Origin of the sequence: Paramagnetospirillum caucaseum, assembly GCF_000342045.1 — a bacterium.
In the GTDB taxonomy this organism is placed as follows: Bacteria; Pseudomonadota; Alphaproteobacteria; order Rhodospirillales; family Magnetospirillaceae; genus Phaeospirillum; species Phaeospirillum caucaseum.
Window position 1 is genome coordinate 27818 of record NZ_AONQ01000002.1, and the last position, 16415, is coordinate 44232.

Here is a 16415-nt window from a genome sequence, read left to right on the forward strand (position 1 = left end):
TTATTCCCCGGCGTTCTGGAACTGCCCGGCCCGCTCGGGATAGGGACCCAGCGGCAGGCGCACCGTGACCTTGGTGCCGGCCCCCTTGGTGCTGGCAATGTCGAGATGGCCGCCATGCAGTTCGACGAAGGCGCGGACCAGCGGCAGGCCTAGGCCGGTGCCGTCGTAGCGGCGCGACAGGCTGCCGTCCACCTGGCGGAAGGGCAGCATGGCCACCACCACCTCGTCGTCGCTCATGCCGATACCGGTATCGGCGACGGTGAAGCCCACCTCGTCGCCCATCATCTCCACTGAGACCTCGACGCTGCCGCCCTCGGGGGTGAACTTCACGGCGTTGGACAGCAGGTTGACCAGAATCTGCAACAGCCGGCGACGGTCGGCCCACAGGGTGGGAACGTCCTCGGCCACCCGGGTTCCCAGGAACAGGCCGCCGGCATCGGCGCGGCTTTCCACGATGCGCACCGCGGCGCCGACCACTTCCGCCGGCTCCACCGGCGCCATGTCGAACTCCATCTGGCCGGCCTCGATCTTGGCGATATCGAGGATGTCGTTGATCACCGCCAGCAGATGGCGGCCCGAGGCCAGGATATCGTTGACGTAGCCGGCATAGCGGGCCGAGCCCAGGGGGCCGAACATCTCGGCGGCCATCACCTCGGAAAAGCCGATGACGGCGTTCAGCGGGGTGCGCAGCTCGTGGCTGACATTGGCCAGGAATTCGGTCTTGGCACGGTTGGCCAGATCGGCCTGCTCCTTGGCGGCGACCAGTTCGCGCTCGGCGCGGATGTGCTCGGCGATCTCGGCCTTCAGGGCCTCGGTCCGCTGGTGGACGCGGCGCTCCAGGCTTTCATTGACCATGTGCAGCAGGCGCTCGGCGGCGATACGGCCGGTGATGTCGCTGCCATAGACGTTGACCACCCCCACGCCCGGCAGGGGCACCAGCACCAGCGACAGGATGCGGTCGCGCACCGTGACCTCGATCTCCGACTGCGAGCGGGAGTCCAGGGTCTCGGTAATGCTGCCCTTCCAGTCCTCGGGCAGCAAGCCGCCCAGGTCGATGCCCCAGAATTCCAACAGCCGCGACGCGGCCTGATTGGCATGGGTCACCACGCCGTCGCTGTTGACCCGCAGCACCGGATTGGGGTCCTGGGACGGAAACTGGGCGAAGATGGCGATGGATTCCTCGGCCTTGCGCCGCGCGGTGGCATCCTCCACCAGGATCAGGCCGGCATCGACGGTACGGGCCAGCATGGTCTCGAAGATGCGGCCCTCCTCGCCCTCGCCCACCTGCACCACGTCCGTGCCGCTGATGCGGGCCTGCAGGAAGGGTTCCAGCCCCCCGGCGGCCTCGGCGAAGCCCTGCATGACACTGTTCTCGGCCCGCGGCCCGGCATCGGTGACGCGGATGACGCCGATCCCCATGACCTCGGTGACCGAGTGCAGCAGCCGCAGCCGTTCGTTCTCGGTGGAAAGGGTCATCTGCTCGGTCAGCAGGCCGATGCGCGCCTCCTCCTCCTCGCGCAGGGCCTGACGCGAGCGCCGGACCTCGGACACCAGGGTTTCCACCTCGCTCTCCAGATGGGTCAGCTCGTCGATGCCGGGCTCCTTGCTCTCGGCCCCGAACACCTGATGGGTCATGGCGGCGACCCGCCGGGCCGACTTGCGGATTCTCCACGCCACGTAGACCAGGGCGGCGAAGAACAGCGAACTGAGGCCGGCGCCCATGATGGTCCGGCTGGAGCGCTCCATGGCGATCAGCGGCTCGCTCATCACCCGCTGGCGGTCGCGCGGCAAGGCGGTCGCGAACGCCAGGCCGGCATGCCCCTCTCCCGCCCCCAGCACCTTGGGCCCGGCGATCAGGAAGGCCTCGCCCCACCCGCTCAGGCTGGACCGGGCGGCATGGTTGCCGACCTCCCCGGCATGGGCGACCACCCGTCCCCCCGCCGGCTCGCTCGCTACCAGGACGAAACCGCGGTCGAGGAAATGCCCCATGGTCGTCTGCAGGAAACCGTCGTCGATCACCGAGACCACCGCCACCCGGCGCTCGTCCCCGCCGGCCAGGGGTGCCGCCGAAATCAGGACGGCTCCGGACTCGAGGGGAACAATGCGCTGAACCCGTCCGGGCGGCAGGCCGGCGAGCACCGCCGCCAGTCCGGCGGGGATGGTCCGCCCCCCCAGCGCCCACAGCCGGGGCTCGCCCGATGCCAGGGTGGCGAGGATGTCAACAGGGGGAAACGCGCCGCTTTCGTCCCGGCCCGGCAGCCAGTTCGGCTCACCGTCGGCGCCGACGCCCTCCAGCCGGCCGACCAGACCGGCCAGGGCCTGATGGGAACGCAGCATGCCCTCGAGACGCAAGACGTCGCGCCCGGCCTTCTGCTCCAGGCGCTCCACCAGGAGGCGGTCGACCAGAGCGGCCAGGTTGCGCTGATGCACCAGTTCGAGAATCGCCCACAGCGCCACGCAAACGGCCATGCCGAGAAGCACCAGCCTCACCATGAGGCCGTGCCGGTTCATCAACCCTGCTCCCCGAGGCCCGCTCATTCTCGCCTCTGCGATGCCACGCCAGATTAAACCAAAGAATATGACACATCCCTATGTATTAGGGAGGCGCCTCGAAACGGCTTTGAAACAATTGATCGACCGATGACATGAAGAAGCCCGATATTGTTAAGGATTCTCACACACTCACCAGACTCTGTCTAGTCCCGCACGAGTTGAATATTGTAACGAACTCATTGCTCTAGATGACATTTATCACCCCCGGATGCAATCCATCACCGCCTATTGACATATATCATTAGAATTGGGTTTGTCGCCGCAGGTGCCGATGGTATGGTGGGACCGCTCCATGGAGGCCCTCCTTTGCCCTATCGCCGCCCCGGCATTTCCGCCCTGCATCCCGCCACCCTGGTTTCCACCTGGTTCGGCGCCGGCCTGCTGCCCAAGGGGCCGGGAACCTGGGGCTCGGCCGCCGCCCTGCCCTTCGCCTGGGGGCTGACGGCGGTGGGAGGACGGGGCCTGCTGCTCGCCGCCGTGCTGGCCTGTTTCGTCATCGGCTGGTGGTCGTCCTCGCTCTATGTCCGCCTGACCGGCGCCGAGGACCCCGGCGAGGTGGTCATCGACGAGGTGGCCGGGCAATGGCTGGTGCTGCTGGCCGCGCCGCTCGATCCCCTGTCCTATCTGGCCGGCTTCGCCCTGTTCCGGGCCTTCGACATCTGGAAGCCCTGGCCGGTAGACTGGGCCGACCGGCGGATCGGCGGCGGATTGGGCATCATGCTCGACGACATCCTGGCCGGGCTGTACGGAATGGGATTGCTGATCCTCTTCAACCACGTGCGGAGTTGAGCATGCTGCCCTCCCGCCTGACCGAACTGGCCGCCCTGGTGCTGCGGAGCGCCGGACAGCGGGGCGAGCGCCTCGCCACCGCCGAATCCTGCACCGGCGGGCTGGTGGCGGCGGCGCTGACCGCCATTCCCGGCTCGTCCTCGGTGGTGGACAGGGGCTTCGTCACCTATTCCAACCAGGCCAAGACGGAAATGCTGGGCGTTCCGCCCGAGTTGATCGCCGCCCATGGCGCGGTCAGCCGTCCGGTGGCCATCGCCATGGCCGAAGGCGCCCTCGGCCATTCCCATGCCGACATGGCGGTTTCCATCACCGGCATCGCCGGCCCCCAGGCCGACGGAACGGACAAGCCGGTGGGGCTGGTGCATTTCGCCCTGGCCCGGCGCGGCGCGGCAACGCGGCACGCCGAACACCGCTTCGACGGCGACCGGGACGCGGTCAGGCTGCAGGCGGCGCTGACCGCTCTTGGGCTGTTCTTGCCGCCACCAGCGACCTGAGAATGGCCAGCGGCACGGTGGGCGCCTCCGAGACGATGTGCAGCCCCTCGCCCGACAGCAAGGCGTAGGGGAACATTCCATTGGCGCCGTATCCCAGGTGCAGCCTCATGCCGGGCACCACCGTTTCCACCAGGGCGCGGCAATCGGGAACCGAGGCGGTGAACGGCGCCGGGGCGACGCCGAAGGCCGCCGCCAGATCGCCGTCGAGCCCGCTCTCGGCCCCGGTCGCCTGCATCAGCCGCCGCTCCAGTCCGCGCCAGTCGCTTGCCATTATTCCTCCAAGCGGTCCATGGACGAACCCGCGCCTCCCAGCCTATCTTGTCCGCCAGCCCCGTCACAGCCACTTTCACAGATAGTGGGAGAGTTCCACCATGTCCCTGTCCGGCCCCGCATCCCGTACCGGCGGCGAGATTCTCGCCGATGCCCTGATCGGCCAGGGGGCCGATACCGTGACCTGCGTGCCGGGCGAGAGCTTCCTGCCCTTCCTCGACGCCGCCTGGGACCGCCGCGACCGCCTCAAGGTGCTGGCCTTCCGCCACGAAGGCGGCGCCGCCTATGCCGCCGAGGCCCACGGCAAGCTGACCGGCCGCCCCGGCGTGTGCTTCGTCGGGCGCGGCCCCGGCGCCACCCATGCCTCGGTGGGAGTGCACACCGCCTTCCAGGATTCCACCCCGATGGTCCTGCTGATCGGCCAGGTGGATCGGCCGTTCCGGGGGCGCGAGGCGTTCCAGGAGGTGGAACTGGCCCAGATGTTCCGGCCCCTGGCCAAGCGGGTCGAGGAGATCACCTCGCCCGACCGCCTGCCCGAGGCGGTGGCCCGCGCCTTCGCCGCCGCCCTGGGCGGGCGCCCCGGCCCGACGGTGCTGATCCTGCCCGAGGACATGCTGGCCGAGCGCGCCGTCGTCGCCGACGTCGGGCGCCTGCCCCCCGCCCTGCCCCATCCCGGCCCCTGCCGCCTGGACAAGATGGTGGAGTTGCTGGGCCGGGCCGAGCGCCCGCTGATGCTGGTGGGCGGCGGCGGCTGGAACGCCGAAGCCGCCGGCCTGATCACCCGCTTCGCCGAGGGCTGGAGCCTGCCGGTGGCCGCCTGCTTCCGCCGCCAGGACATCGTCGACAACGATTCGCCCGCCTATGGCGGCGAGCTGGGCTATTCCATGGCCCCCAGCCTGGGAGCACGGGTGCGGGAAGCCGATCTGATCCTGGCGGTGGGCACCCGCCTGGGCGACATCGACACCCATGGCTACAGCCTGATCGAAGCCCCGAACCCCAGGCAAATCCTGATCCACGTCTTCCCCGAGGCCGAGGAACTGGGCCGGGTCTACCGCCCCCATCTCGCCATCGTTTCCGCCATGCTGCCCTTCGCGCGGCGCGCCGCCGAACTGGAAGCGCCCCCCGCCCCCCGCTGGGCAAGCTGGGCGCAAGCGGTGCGCGCCGACCATCTGGCCAACCGGGTGCCCCATCCCTGCCCCGGCACGCTGGACATGGGGCTTGTGATGGCCGAGATCGAGTCCCGCCTGCCCGACGACGCCATAATCTGCACCGGCGCCGGCAACTATACCGGCTGGCCGCAGCGTTTCCACCGCTTCCGCCGCTATCCCGGCCAGCTGGCCCCGGCCAACGGCTCCATGGGCTACGGCCTGCCCGCCGCCCTGGCCGCCAAGGCGCTGTACCCTGAGCGCATGGTGCTGGCCTTCGCCGGCGACGGCTGTTTCCTGATGACCGCCCAGGAACTGGCCACCGCCAAGCTGCACAATCTCGCCCCGGTCATCCTGGTCATCGACAACGGCATGTACGGCACCATCCGCATGCATCAGGAGGCCAGCCATCCCGGTCGCGCCCTGGCCACCGATCTGGCCAATCCCGACTTCGCCGCCCTGGCCGCCTCCTACGGCGCCTGGACGGCACGGGTGGAGCGTACCGAGGATTTCACCGCCGCCTTCGATCAAGCCCTGGCCGCCGGGCGCCTCGCCCTGCTGCATCTGGTCCTCGATCCCGAGGCCATCACCACCCGCACCACGCTCACGGCCATCCGAGAAAAGGCCGCGAAAACGTAAGGGAGGCACCATGGACGTCTCCGGCCTGCTGGCCCGCCTGGGCCTTTCCCCGCCGAACGGCCCGCTGGAGGTCCGCTCACCCATCCATGGCCAGGTCATCGCCTCGGTCCCCGTCACCACCGATCCCGCCCGCGCGGTCCAGGCGGCGGCCGAGGCGTTCGCCGCCTGGCGTGTCGTTCCGGCCCCGAAACGTGGTGAACTGGTCCGCCTGCTGGGCGAGGAACTGCGCCGCGCCAAGCCCGACCTCAGCCTGCTGATCACCCTGGAAAGCGGCAAGATCCTCCAGGAGGGCCTGGGCGAGGTGCAGGAGATGATCGACATCTGCGACTTCGCGGTCGGCCTGTCGCGCCAGCTCTACGGCCTGACCATGGCCACCGAGCGCCCCCGCCACCGTATGATGGAGACCTGGCATCCGCTGGGGCCGGTGGCGGTGATCACCGCCTTCAACTTCCCCGCCGCCGTATGGGCATGGAACGCCGCCCTGGCCCTGGTCTGCGGCGATCCGGTGATCTGGAAGCCGTCGGAAAAGACCCCGCTCACCGCCCTGGCCGTCAACGCCCTATTGACGCGGGCCGCCGAGCGTTTCGGCGGGGTGCCGAACGGCCTGTCACAGGTGGTGATCGGCGGGATCGAGGCGGCGCGCACCCTGGCCGACCACAAGGGGATACCGCTGGTCTCGGCCACCGGCTCCACCGCCATGGGCAAGGCGCTGGCGCCGCGCATCGCCCGGCGCCTGGGCCGCTCGCTGCTGGAACTGGGCGGCAACAACGCCGCCATAATCTGTCCCTCGGCCGACCTGGATCTGGTGGAGCGCGCCGTGCTGTTCGCCGCAGCCGGCACCGCCGGCCAGCGCTGCACCAGCCTCCGCCGCCTGATCGTCCATCACTCGGTCCGCGACCGGCTGGCGGAGCGGCTGAAGGCCGCCTATGGCCGCATCCGGGTGGGCGATCCCCGCGATCCCGCCACCCTGGTGGGGCCGCTGATCGGGGCCAAGGCCTATCAGGCCATGCGCCACGCTTTGGCCAAGGCCGGCGCGGCCGGCGCCACCGTCACCGGCGGCGAGCGGCTGGCGGTGGGCGGCTGGAACCAGGCCTTCTACGTCCGCCCGGCTTTGGTGGAGGTCCGGCGGCAGACGGAACTGGTACGGTCGGAGACCTTCGCCCCCATCCTCTACGTCATGGGCTATGAGCGGCTGGAACAGGCCATCGCGCTGAACAACGGCGTCCCCCAGGGGCTGGCGTCGTCCATCTTCACCCGCGACCTGGGCGAGGCCGAGGCCTTCCTGGCCGCCTCGGGCAGCGATTGCGGCATCGCCAACGTCAATATCGGCCCCTCGGGCGCCGAGATCGGCGGGGCATTCGGCGGCGAGAAGGACACCGGCGGCGGCCGCGAATCCGGGTCGGATGCCTGGAAGGCCTATATGCGCCGCGCCACCAACACCATCAATTACGGTCGCGACCTGCCGCTTGCCCAGGGAATCGTCTTCACCACCGAGTAATGCCAAACTGCGATGAGCCCGACTTATCGCAGTTTGGTTAGGCGCAAAGCGCCGCGCGCCTTATGGCGCGGAAGGCCCGCCCGGCGATTGAGGGCGTTGCGGTGAGCGGTTTCGATCACCGCAACTTGGTATAACGTCACACTTTGTCGCGGCTCGCCCGTTGCGGAACGGCGGAAAATCCAGCACATTCGCCGTCATGAACGAGATCAGCGCCCCCCTCGCCCCCTTGCCCAAAACGGGTGAACCCAAGATGGAGAAACTCGCCGTCGCCGCCGGAGCCGTGCTGTTCCGCCAGGGCGATACCGGCGACGCCGCCTATATCCTGGAAAAGGGCAAGGTGATGATCTTCCAGCAGGTGGAAGGTCAGCGGGTGGAACTGGACACCATCCGGCCGGGCGAAATCTTCGGCGAAATGGCGGTGATCGACAGTTCCGAGCGCATGGCCACAGCGGTCGCCGCCAGCGATTGCAGCGTGACCCGCGTGCCGCAGGCGATCTTCAACCGCAAGCTGGAAGCCACCGACAAGTTCGTCCGCGCCCTGGTCAACATGTTCATCAAGAACATCCGCACCTCGCACCGCATCTTCGTGCGGCGGCCGCGCAGTTTCCGCGATAACATCAAGCTGATCCGCTACTTCGCCTTCAACGTCGAGCGCTACGCCAACCTGATCGACGACCGCCCGCTGGGCGACGAGATGCTGGCGGCGCTGGAAAAGGTGGAGAAGGCGGTGGCCGAACTGGCCGAAATCGGCAACCGCGCCAAGGACAAGCGCCACGACCACATCATGGAAGACGGCGACGCCCACAATGTCGGCCTCAAGACCGTGATGAGCACCGAGGGTCAGCGGAAGCTGTAGCCTCCCCCCTACCGCGCCGGCAGTTCCTCGACGGTCACCGACGAGCGGCCCGAAGGCGAAGCCGGGGCGCGGACCGGCGGCGGGGGTTCCTCCTCGGCGCGGGCCTGGGGCTGGGATTGCGGCTGAGCCTCGGCTTGGGCCGCCTGCTCCCCGCCGCGATTGCGCTTGTCCCACTCCTTGACGCCGTGGGCCGCCAGTTCGGCGACGGCGCAGCCCGACAGTCCCGCCATCAGCGATAGGGCCATCGCCACCCGCATCATGCGCAGGATCGCCATCGATCCTACTCCGCAACCGCCGCTTCGATGCGGACCAGGGCACCCGCCTCGATGCCGGCGAGGAAGGCCAGCGGATCGGCGGTACGGCCGAAAATATTGGCGGGAACCGCCAGGCGGATCTCGTCGCCCTCGGAACAGGGCGTCGGGCCATAGCCGATGACGATGGACTCGCCCTCGTGGCGGAAGGCCAGTTCCCCGGCCTCGACCACGTCGCGGGCGTCGTCCTCGCGGTCGGCGTGGACCGGCGCCTGGAAATAGACCTCGCCCTGCCAGGTGGCGGCGCGGGCATCGAACGGCACCGCCGCCAGGACGGCGTCGGCCGTCGCGGTGTCGTAGAGATCGACGTGCAGGACATGGTGTCCGATGGAAATCTTCAGCTTACGCATGCCTTGGCGGTCCCGGATGGTTCCTGTCATGGCTCCAATGTGCCATTTCCCAAGGGAATTGACCAGAAGCACAATAGCCATACCATATGTAGTGGCTTCGACCTAGTCGCGCAAGCTCCACAGCACCTCGCGGGTATGCTCGGCGATCATCATTTCCTCGTCGGTGGGAATCACCCAGACCGCCACCTTGCTGTCCAGCGCGCTGATCAACTCGGCATCGCCGTCGGCGTTGGCGGCCTCGTCCAGGCGGATTCCCAGCCATTCCGACAGATGGCAGACCCTGGCGCGCACCGGCGGCGAGTGCTCGCCGATGCCGGCGGTGAACACCAGGGCGTCCAGACCGCCCATGGCGGCGGCCAGCGAGCCCAGCTCGCGGGCGATGCGGTAGGTGAACAGCTCGACCGCCTCGGCGGCATGGGGCTCGGAGCTTTCCAGCAGCACCCGCATGTCGTTGTTGAGCCCCGACACACCCAGCAGGCCCGACTGCTTGTACAGCAGGGTCTCGATTTCCTTGGCGGTCATGCCCTTCTGCTGCAGCAGATAGAGCACTACGCCGGCGTCCAGCGTGCCGGTGCGGGTCCCCATGGGCAGACCGTCCAGGGCGGTGAAGCCCATGGTGGACGCCACGCTCTTGCCGCCCTTGATGGCGCACATGGAGGCGCCGGAGCCCAGATGGGCCACCGCCACCCGGCCGCGCGCCTGGGCCGGGGCCAGCTTGGCCAGCCGGCGCGAGATGTATTCGTAGGACAGGCCGTGGAAGCCGTAGCGCTTGACGCCTTCGCCGGTCAGGGCGCGCGGTAGGGCGAAGGTCTGGGACACCCAGGGATTGGAGCGATGGAAGGCGGTGTCGAAGCACGCCACCTGCGGCAGGCCGGGATGGACCTTGGCCAGGGCGCGGATGGGCGCCAGATTGTGGGGCTGGTGCAGGGGTGCCAGGGGAACCAACTGCTCCAGCTCGACCATCAGGTCGTCGTTGATCAGCATGGGGTGGGAATATTGCGAGCCGCCATGGACGACGCGGTGGCCGGCCACCTTCAACTCGGCGCCGTCCAGATGGGACTCGATCCAGCCGATCATGTGCTTGAACAGCGCCTCGTGGCTGAGACCGGGCTCGTCCGGCCAGCGGTCCTCGGCCAGCACCGCTCCGTCGGGCGACTTGGCGATGAAATGGGGGGCGACGTTGATGCCCTCCACCTGACCCTTGGACGACAGCAGCGGCGAATCGTCGCCGTTGGAGACGTAAAGCGAGAACTTGATGCTGGACGAGCCGGCATTGATGACCAGGATGCCTTCACGCATGAAAAATCCTCGATTCCGTTGTGACCGGCTCACCGATTCCAGCCGCCATTGCGGCGGCGGCCAAGGGCGCGGAGGCGCCCGCCCGGCGAGGGGCTTTTATTACTGAGCGGCGACACCGCCCTTGGCGCGCCGCGCGTGGGCGAACAGCACGGCGACGGCGCACGACGCCAGGCGGGCCTTGGCGCTGTCGGCGCGGCTGGTCAGCACGATGGGCACCCGGGCGCCCAACACGATGCCGGCGGCATCGGCGTCGGCCAGATAGGACAGCTGCTTGGCCAGCATGTTGCCGGCCTCCAGGTCGGGCACCAGCAGGATGTCGGCGCGCCCGGCGACGGCCGAGTTGATCTTCTTGATCTTGGCCGCTTCCTCGCTGATGGCGTTGTCGAAGGCCAGCGGGCCGTCCAGCAGGGCGCCGGTGATCTGGCCACGATCGGCCATCTTGCAGAGCGCCGCCGCCTCGATGGTCGAGTTGATCTTGGGATACACCGTCTCCACCGCCGACAGGATGGCCACCTTGGGCAACTCGACGCCCAGCACGTGCGCCAGCTCGATGGAATTCTGCAGGATGTCGGCCTTGTCTTCGAGCGTCGGGTAAATGTTGATGGCCGCATCGGTGATCAGCAGGGTGCGGGGATAGGTGGGCACGTCCATGACGAAGACGTGGCTGATGCGCCGGGCGGTGCGCAGGCCCTTATCCCGGGACGCCACCTCGTGCATCATCTCGTCGGTGTGCAAGGACCCCTTCATCAGGGCCTCGGCCTCGCCCGAGCGGCACATGGCCACCGCCTTCTCGGCGGATTCGTGGGAATGCTGGGTATCGACGATGCGCAGGCCGGCGATGTCCAGGTTGAACTCCTTGGCCACCGAGCGGATCTTGGCCTCCGGCCCGATGAGGATCGGGTCGATCAGGCCGAGCTTGGCCGCCTCCACGGGGCCTTCCAACGACACCTGATCGCAGGGGTGGCACACCGCCACCGAGATGGGCGCCAACACCGCGCAGCGGGCGATGATATCCTCGAACACGTGATGACGGCGACGCAGCGATACTTCGTTGAGTTCCAGGCGGGGCAGCACCAGCTTCTCGGTGGGGGCGGCGACGCGGGCCTGGCCGCTGAAGACCGTCTCGCCCCGCTGGTTGACACCCATGCAGTCGAGCACGATGTCGAGCGGAGCGATCTTCTCCACCACCCGAACGCTGACGGTCAGGGTGTCGCCCACCTCGACGGCGCCGGAGAACGCCAGATTCTGGCTGCGGTAGACGGTGCCCGGCCCCGGCAGTTCGTTGCCCAGCAGCGCCGACAGCAGCGAGCCGCCCCACATGGAATGGGCCACCACCTTGCGGTGATTGGCGAACTTCTCGGCGCTTTCCACGCTGTAGTGGGTGGGGTTGAGATCGCCGGTGGCCACACCGAACAGCTCCACGTCCTTCATGGAACAGGTGCGCGTCAGGCTTGCCGTGTCGCCGACCTTGATCTCGGCGAACGTGCGGTTCTCCATCATCTCAACCATGCCCGACCCCCTAATACCGACGAAATATTGTTGCAGCGCGGAATTATAGTCCCGATCCGCCGCGCCGCACAATGACCGCTTGATGACTAAGGTCAAGACCGGATGGATTTGGGGGATATGCGCAACAGCCCTTACAAGATGTTGCGGCGCACCATGGAAGAGGACTAATCTCCCGTCTGCGTCGGATATTCACCGCCATATCGGGATTCCCATGAGCACGCGCAACCTCAAGTCCCTGTTCCGTCCCCAATCCATCGCCGTGGTCGGCGCCTCCATCAAGCCGAAGAGCATCGGATCGGTGGTGATGCGCAACCTGCTGAAGGGCGAATTCGCCGGACCGGTGATGCCGGTGACCTCCGAGCATGCCTCGGTGGGCGGCGTCCTGGCCTATCCCGACGTGGCCTGCCTGCCCAAGGCGCCCGACCTGGCGCTGATCTGCACGCCGCCCTCGACCATTCCCGGCATTCTCCGCACCCTGGGCGAGCGCGGCACCAAGGCGGCCTGCATCATGACCAGCGGGCTGCATCTCGAGCAGGACGCCGGCGGCGCCACCATGCTCGAACTCTCCCTGGCGGTGGCGCGCCAGCACGGTATGCGGCTGCTGGGTCCCAATTCCATGGGCATCCTGGTGCCGGGCATCGGACTCAACGCCAGTTCGTCCCACGAGAACGTCCTGCCCGGCAAGCTGGCCTTCGTCTCCCAGTCGGGAGCCCTGTGCACGGCGGTGCTGGACTGGGCGCGAGCCCGCGAGATCGGCTTTTCCCACTTCATCCATCTGGGCGACACCGAGGGCGTGGATTTCGGCGACGTGCTCGACTACCTGGGCAGCGATCCCGGCACGCGCGCCATCCTGATCTACATGGAATCCATCCACGAGCGCCGCAATTTCATGTCGGCGGCCCGCGCCGCGTCGCGCAACAAGCCGGTGTTGGCCATCAAGGCCGGGCGCTCGCGGGAAGGCGCCCGGGCGGCGGCCTCGCACACCGGGGCGCTGGCCGGCTCGGATCTGGTGTTCGACGCCGCCATGCGCCGCGCCGGCATGCTGCGCGTCCAGGACATCGAGGAGATCTTCGGCGCGGTGGAGACCCTGGCCCGCTCCAAACCCATGAAGGGCCGGCGGCTGGCCATCCTGACCAATGGCGGCGGCATCGGGGTGATCGCCGCCGACGACCTGGCCGAGATGGGCGGCGAACTGGCCCAGCTGCCCGACGAGGTCATCGACAAGCTGAAGGCGGTGCTGCCCCCCGGCTGGTCCCAGGGCAACCCGGTTGACATCTCCGCCGACGCCGACGGCGAACGCTACGTCAAGACGCTGAACATCCTGTCGGAAAGCAAGGCGGTGGATGCCGTGCTGGTGATGCTCGCCCCCTCCGCCGTCTCGGACCCCACCGACGTGGCGGCCGCCATCATCAAGACCGCCAAGGACCGGCCGCGCGCCAACGTCATGACCTGCTGGGTGGGCAACGAGGCGGTGGCCCGGGGCCGCCACCTGTTCAGCGGCGCCGGCATCCCCACCTACGACACGCCGCGCGCCGCCATCCAGGCCTTCATGCACCTGCTGCAATACCGCAGGAACCAGGAATTGCTGATGGAAGTCCCGGCTTCGGCGCCGACCGACTTCGTGCCCGACACGCGCCGCGCCCGCTTCCTGATCGACGAAGCCTTGGCCAAGGGCGGCGGCACCCTCAACGAGCCCGAGGCCAAGGCGGTGCTGGAAGCCTACGGCATTCCCACCGTCGAGACCCATGTGGCGCGCAGCCCCTCGCTGGCCGGCAAGATCGCCATGGCCATGAAGGAATCGGTGGCGCTGAAGATTCTGTCGCCCGACATCTTGCACAAATCCGACGTGGGCGGCGTCATGCTCAACCTGCAGGGCGCCTTCGAGGTGGAAAAGGCCGCCCATGCCATGCTGGAGCGGGTCAAGGCGGTCTACCCCGAGGCCCGCATCGACGGCTTCACCGTCCAGAGCATGGCGCGCCGCCCCGGCGCCCAGGAGCTGATCTGCGGCGTCGCCACCGACCCGGTGTTCGGACCGGTGATCATGTTCGGCCAGGGCGGCATCGCCGTCGAGGTCATCGCCGACCGGGCCATGGCCCTGCCGCCGCTCAACATGAACCTGGCGGCCGAGCTGATCTCGCGCACCCGGGTGGCCCGCCTGCTGGAAGGATATCGCGGCCGCCCGCCCGCCAACAAGGAAGCCATCCAGCTGGCCCTGGTGCAGCTGTCCCAGTTGGTGGTCGATTTCCCCGAGATCGTCGAGCTGGACATCAATCCGCTGTTCGCCGATTCCCAGGGCGTGCTGGCACTCGATGCCCGCATGGTGGTGGCGCCGGCCAAGCCCGGCACCGAGCATCTGGCCATCCGCCCCTACCCCAAGGAGCTGGAGGAATGGTTCACCATGACCGACGGGCGCAAGACCCTGCTGCGCCCCATCCGGCCCGAGGATGAGCCCAACCATCACATCCTGGTGTCCAAGCTGACACCCGAGGACATCCGCTTCCGCTTCTTCGGCCTGGTGCACGAACTGCCCCATTCGGAAATGGCCCGCCTGACCCAGATCGACTACGCCCGCGAGATGGCCTTCATCGGCGAGATCGAGAAGGAAGGAGGCGGCAAGGAGACGCTGGGCGTGGTGCGCACCGTCACCGACCCCGACAACGACGCCGCCGAATTCGCCATCGTGGTGCGCTCGGACCTCAAGGGCTCGGGCCTGGGCAAGCGCCTGCTGGTCAAGATGATCGAGTATTGCCGCTCGCGCGGCACCCGGACCATCGTCGGCCAGGTGCTGAAGGACAACCCGCGCATGCTGGCCTTCGTCCAGCACCTGGGCTTCCTGCCCATCCGCACCATCGACGGCGACATCGTCGAGGTGGAACTGGAACTGCAGAAGGAACACGAACTCGGCCCCGACCCGACCGACTAACCGGCCGGCATAGGCCTAAGCTGTTGCCGGGACAGTCAAGTTGCCGCAAGATGCGGCGGGGGAATTGAGGCGTTTGGGGATCTTGCCGTCATGTCGCTGTCAACGGTCATCGGTTTTTCGCTGAGCCTGCTGCTGATCATCGTCTCGATCATCGAACTGACGACCAATTTCAAGATCTTCCTGCACCTGTCCGGCCTGCTCATGGTGGTGGGCGGCACCCTGGCCGCCGCGCATGTGGGCTTCGAGATGCGCTACGTCAAGCAGGCGCTGGGCAACATCAAGGCGATCTTCTTCTCGCCCAAGATGGCGCGCGGCATGCTGACCAACGAGGTGGCCCGCGTCATCCGCTGGGGCTACCTGCTGCAGAAGAGCGGCATCCAGGCCCTGGAATCCGACGTGAAGAGCCTGAAGAGCCAGGACGCCTTCCTGGCCTATGGGGTCGGCTTGGTGGTCTCGGGCTATACCGGCGAGGAAGTGCGCCACATGCTGGACAATCAGGTGGAAACCGCCTTCCAGCGCCATACCGTCTCGGTGGAAATCCTCAAATACATGGCCAGCAACGCCCCGGCCTTCGGCATGATGGCCACCCTGGTCGGCCTCGTGGTCATGCTCGACAACATGGACGACCCGGCCAAGCTGGGTCCCGGCATGGCGGTGGGCCTGCTGGGAACCCTCTACGGCGTGCTGTTCGCCCGCCTGGTCCTCATGCCGGCGGCGGAAAAGGCCCACCAGCGCGAATCCATCATCCGCTTCCGCAACATGCTGGTGGCGGAAGGACTGGTCATGCTGGCCGAGCGGCGCAGCCCCCGCTTCATCCAGGATGCCATGAACTCCTATCTCGACCCCGCCATCCACTTCGACATCGACAAGGCGCCGAAGAAGTAGCCGGGAGGCCCTGGGCCATGAGCAAGAGCAAGTTCCATAAGGAAAACAAGGAGGCGGCCGAGGACTGGCTGCTGTCCTACGCCGACATGATCACCCTTTTGATGGCTTTCTTCATCGTCCTGGTGTCCATGTCGACCATCGACAAGAACAAGTACGAGCAGGTGTCCCAGGGCATGGCCAAGGACATCGGCTACCGCGAGGTGACCACGCCCTTGCAGGACATGCGCTCGGAACTGCTGGGTCAGGTGACCGGAGCCGGCGTCGAGGACACCGTGGACGTGGGCAAGGACGACAAGGGCATCGTCCTCAACCTGGCCAGCGGCACCATGTTCAAGCCCGGCTCGGCCGACGTGCGCCCCGAGATCATGCCGCTGATGAAGGAGATCACCGGCACCTTGAAGCAGGAGCGCTTCAAGAACTACCAGGTGGAAATCCAGGGCCACACCGACGACACGCCGATCCGCACGCCGCAATTCGCCAGCAACTGGGACCTGTCCTCGGCCCGCGCCCTGTCGACCCTGAAGCTGATGAACGAGTTGGGCATCCCCACCGGGCGCATGAAGATTTCCGCCCTGGCCGACAACGCGCCGCGCGTTCCCAACCGCAGCGAAACCGGCAAGGCCTACCCGGAAAACCAGGCCATCAACCGCCGGGTCGAGATCCACATCTACCCGCGGTAACTCACAATTCGCCGCGCCGCTGCTTGGCCAGCACGTATTCCAGCCGCTTGAGGCCCAGCAGCTTCAGATGGGCCTCGCTGGCCCCCCGGGCGCCGACGATGGAGATCTCGGTCAGGGTCGGGACGTGAAAGGCCGTCACCTTGACGGCGTTGCCAAGGCGGATGAACTCGAACAAGACCTCGGCCGCGTTGATATCCGGTTTCATCCCCAAACC

15 protein-coding genes are annotated in these 16415 nt (G+C 67.7%); 8 read left to right on the top strand and 7 right to left on the bottom strand.

All coding sequences use genetic code 11. The features are described from left to right. Nucleotides 1-2511: a PAS domain-containing sensor histidine kinase gene (locus H261_RS00955; RefSeq protein ID WP_008613298.1), complete on the bottom strand. Its 2511-nt coding sequence runs from the start codon at nucleotides 2509-2511 to the stop codon at nucleotides 1-3. A gap of 348 nt (nucleotides 2512-2859) precedes the next feature. Between H261_RS00955 and H261_RS00960 the strand changes: the two genes are divergently transcribed. Both H261_RS00960 and H261_RS00965 read left to right on the top strand, forming a co-directional pair. Further along, nucleotides 2860-3342 carry a phosphatidylglycerophosphatase A family protein gene (locus H261_RS00960; RefSeq protein WP_008613300.1) on the top strand — a complete coding sequence of 161 codons (483 nt, stop codon included), beginning with the start codon at nucleotides 2860-2862 and terminating at the stop codon, nucleotides 3340-3342. Between the two features lie 2 nt (nucleotides 3343-3344). Then, entirely contained in the window at nucleotides 3345-3836 is a 492-nt protein-coding gene (locus H261_RS00965) for a CinA family protein (protein ID WP_008613302.1), read from the top strand. Here the strand turns inward: H261_RS00965 and H261_RS00970 are convergent. Continuing rightward, nucleotides 3778-4107, bottom strand: coding sequence for a hypothetical protein (locus tag H261_RS00970; protein WP_235062838.1), 330 nt, complete (start codon nucleotides 4105-4107; stop codon nucleotides 3778-3780). The two genes, H261_RS00965 and H261_RS00970, sit on opposite strands and share 59 nt — an antisense overlap. 100 nt (nucleotides 4108-4207) lie before the next feature. On the opposite strand from H261_RS00970, the gene H261_RS00975 reads away from it, so the two are divergent. From H261_RS00975 to H261_RS23155, 3 genes are all read left to right on the top strand, one after another. Then, the gene (locus H261_RS00975; protein WP_008613307.1) at nucleotides 4208-5890 is read left to right on the top strand and encodes a thiamine pyrophosphate-dependent enzyme; all 1683 of its coding nucleotides are present in this window, start codon (nucleotides 4208-4210) and stop codon (nucleotides 5888-5890) included. A 10-nt stretch (nucleotides 5891-5900) separates the two neighbouring features. After that, nucleotides 5901-7388, top strand: coding sequence for an L-piperidine-6-carboxylate dehydrogenase (gene amaB / locus H261_RS00980; RefSeq protein ID WP_008613309.1), 1488 nt, complete (start codon nucleotides 5901-5903; stop codon nucleotides 7386-7388). Nucleotides 7389-7584: 196 nt separating this feature from the next. Continuing rightward, complete coding sequence (locus H261_RS23155; protein WP_008613310.1) at nucleotides 7585-8244, top strand: Crp/Fnr family transcriptional regulator; 660 nt, start codon at nucleotides 7585-7587, stop codon at nucleotides 8242-8244. An 8-nt stretch (nucleotides 8245-8252) separates the two neighbouring features. Here the strand turns inward: H261_RS23155 and H261_RS00990 are convergent, their stop codons facing one another. The 4 genes from H261_RS00990 to H261_RS01005 all read right to left on the bottom strand — a co-directional run bounded on the left by H261_RS00990 (nucleotide 8253) and on the right by H261_RS01005 (nucleotide 11713). Then, complete coding sequence (locus H261_RS00990; RefSeq protein ID WP_008613311.1) at nucleotides 8253-8519, bottom strand: hypothetical protein; 267 nt, start codon at nucleotides 8517-8519, stop codon at nucleotides 8253-8255. Between the two features lie 5 nt (nucleotides 8520-8524). After that, entirely contained in the window at nucleotides 8525-8905 is a 381-nt protein-coding gene (locus H261_RS00995; RefSeq protein ID WP_008613312.1) for a cyclophilin-like fold protein, read from the bottom strand. A 102-nt stretch (nucleotides 8906-9007) separates the two neighbouring features. Next, a complete protein-coding gene (locus H261_RS01000) occupies nucleotides 9008-10204 on the bottom strand; it encodes an acetate/propionate family kinase (protein WP_008613313.1) in 1197 nt (398 codons plus the stop codon). A gap of 99 nt (nucleotides 10205-10303) precedes the next feature. Beyond that, a complete protein-coding gene (locus H261_RS01005) occupies nucleotides 10304-11713 on the bottom strand; it encodes a bifunctional enoyl-CoA hydratase/phosphate acetyltransferase (RefSeq protein ID WP_040475563.1) in 1410 nt (469 codons plus the stop codon). A 211-nt stretch (nucleotides 11714-11924) separates the two neighbouring features. Here H261_RS01005 and H261_RS01010 point away from each other — a divergent pair, with 211 nt between their 5' ends. The 3 genes from H261_RS01010 to H261_RS01020 all read left to right on the top strand — a co-directional run bounded on the left by H261_RS01010 (nucleotide 11925) and on the right by H261_RS01020 (nucleotide 16201). Continuing rightward, entirely contained in the window at nucleotides 11925-14636 is a 2712-nt protein-coding gene (locus H261_RS01010) for a bifunctional acetate--CoA ligase family protein/GNAT family N-acetyltransferase (RefSeq protein WP_008613317.1), read from the top strand. Nucleotides 14637-14726: 90 nt separating this feature from the next. Then, complete coding sequence (locus H261_RS01015; protein WP_008613318.1) at nucleotides 14727-15521, top strand: motility protein A; 795 nt, start codon at nucleotides 14727-14729, stop codon at nucleotides 15519-15521. A 17-nt stretch (nucleotides 15522-15538) separates the two neighbouring features. Next, the gene (locus tag H261_RS01020) at nucleotides 15539-16201 is read left to right on the top strand and encodes an OmpA/MotB family protein (protein WP_008613321.1); all 663 of its coding nucleotides are present in this window, start codon (nucleotides 15539-15541) and stop codon (nucleotides 16199-16201) included. Between the two features lies 1 nt (nucleotide 16202). On the opposite strand, the gene H261_RS01025 is transcribed toward H261_RS01020, so the two are convergent. After that, nucleotides 16203-16406 carry a DUF6898 family protein gene (locus H261_RS01025; protein WP_008613323.1) on the bottom strand — a complete coding sequence of 68 codons (204 nt, stop codon included), beginning with the start codon at nucleotides 16404-16406 and terminating at the stop codon, nucleotides 16203-16205. Nucleotides 16407-16415 lie beyond the last annotated feature (9 nt).

What these genes read in the sequence shown, in the direction of transcription:
- H261_RS00955 (WP_008613298.1), bottom strand. Translation starts at nt 2,511, where the DNA reads ATGAACCGGCACGGCCTCATGGTGAGGCTGGTGCTTCTCGGCATGGCC.
- H261_RS00965 (WP_008613302.1), top strand. Translation starts at nt 3,345, where the DNA reads ATGCTGCCCTCCCGCCTGACCGAACTGGCCGCCCTGGTGCTGCGGAGC.
- H261_RS00970 (WP_235062838.1), bottom strand. Translation starts at nt 4,107, where the DNA reads ATGGCAAGCGACTGGCGCGGACTGGAGCGGCGGCTGATGCAGGCGACC.
- H261_RS00975 (WP_008613307.1), top strand. Translation starts at nt 4,208, where the DNA reads ATGTCCCTGTCCGGCCCCGCATCCCGTACCGGCGGCGAGATTCTCGCC.
- amaB (WP_008613309.1), top strand. Translation starts at nt 5,901, where the DNA reads ATGGACGTCTCCGGCCTGCTGGCCCGCCTGGGCCTTTCCCCGCCGAAC.
- H261_RS23155 (WP_008613310.1), top strand. Translation starts at nt 7,585, where the DNA reads ATGAACGAGATCAGCGCCCCCCTCGCCCCCTTGCCCAAAACGGGTGAA.
- H261_RS00990 (WP_008613311.1), bottom strand. Translation starts at nt 8,519, where the DNA reads ATGGCGATCCTGCGCATGATGCGGGTGGCGATGGCCCTATCGCTGATG.
- H261_RS00995 (WP_008613312.1), bottom strand. Translation starts at nt 8,905, where the DNA reads ATGCGTAAGCTGAAGATTTCCATCGGACACCATGTCCTGCACGTCGAT.
- H261_RS01000 (WP_008613313.1), bottom strand. Translation starts at nt 10,204, where the DNA reads ATGCGTGAAGGCATCCTGGTCATCAATGCCGGCTCGTCCAGCATCAAG.
- H261_RS01005 (WP_040475563.1), bottom strand. Translation starts at nt 11,713, where the DNA reads ATGGTTGAGATGATGGAGAACCGCACGTTCGCCGAGATCAAGGTCGGC.
- H261_RS01010 (WP_008613317.1), top strand. Translation starts at nt 11,925, where the DNA reads ATGAGCACGCGCAACCTCAAGTCCCTGTTCCGTCCCCAATCCATCGCC.
- H261_RS01015 (WP_008613318.1), top strand. Translation starts at nt 14,727, where the DNA reads ATGTCGCTGTCAACGGTCATCGGTTTTTCGCTGAGCCTGCTGCTGATC.
- H261_RS01020 (WP_008613321.1), top strand. Translation starts at nt 15,539, where the DNA reads ATGAGCAAGAGCAAGTTCCATAAGGAAAACAAGGAGGCGGCCGAGGAC.
- H261_RS01025 (WP_008613323.1), bottom strand. Translation starts at nt 16,406, where the DNA reads ATGAAACCGGATATCAACGCGGCCGAGGTCTTGTTCGAGTTCATCCGC.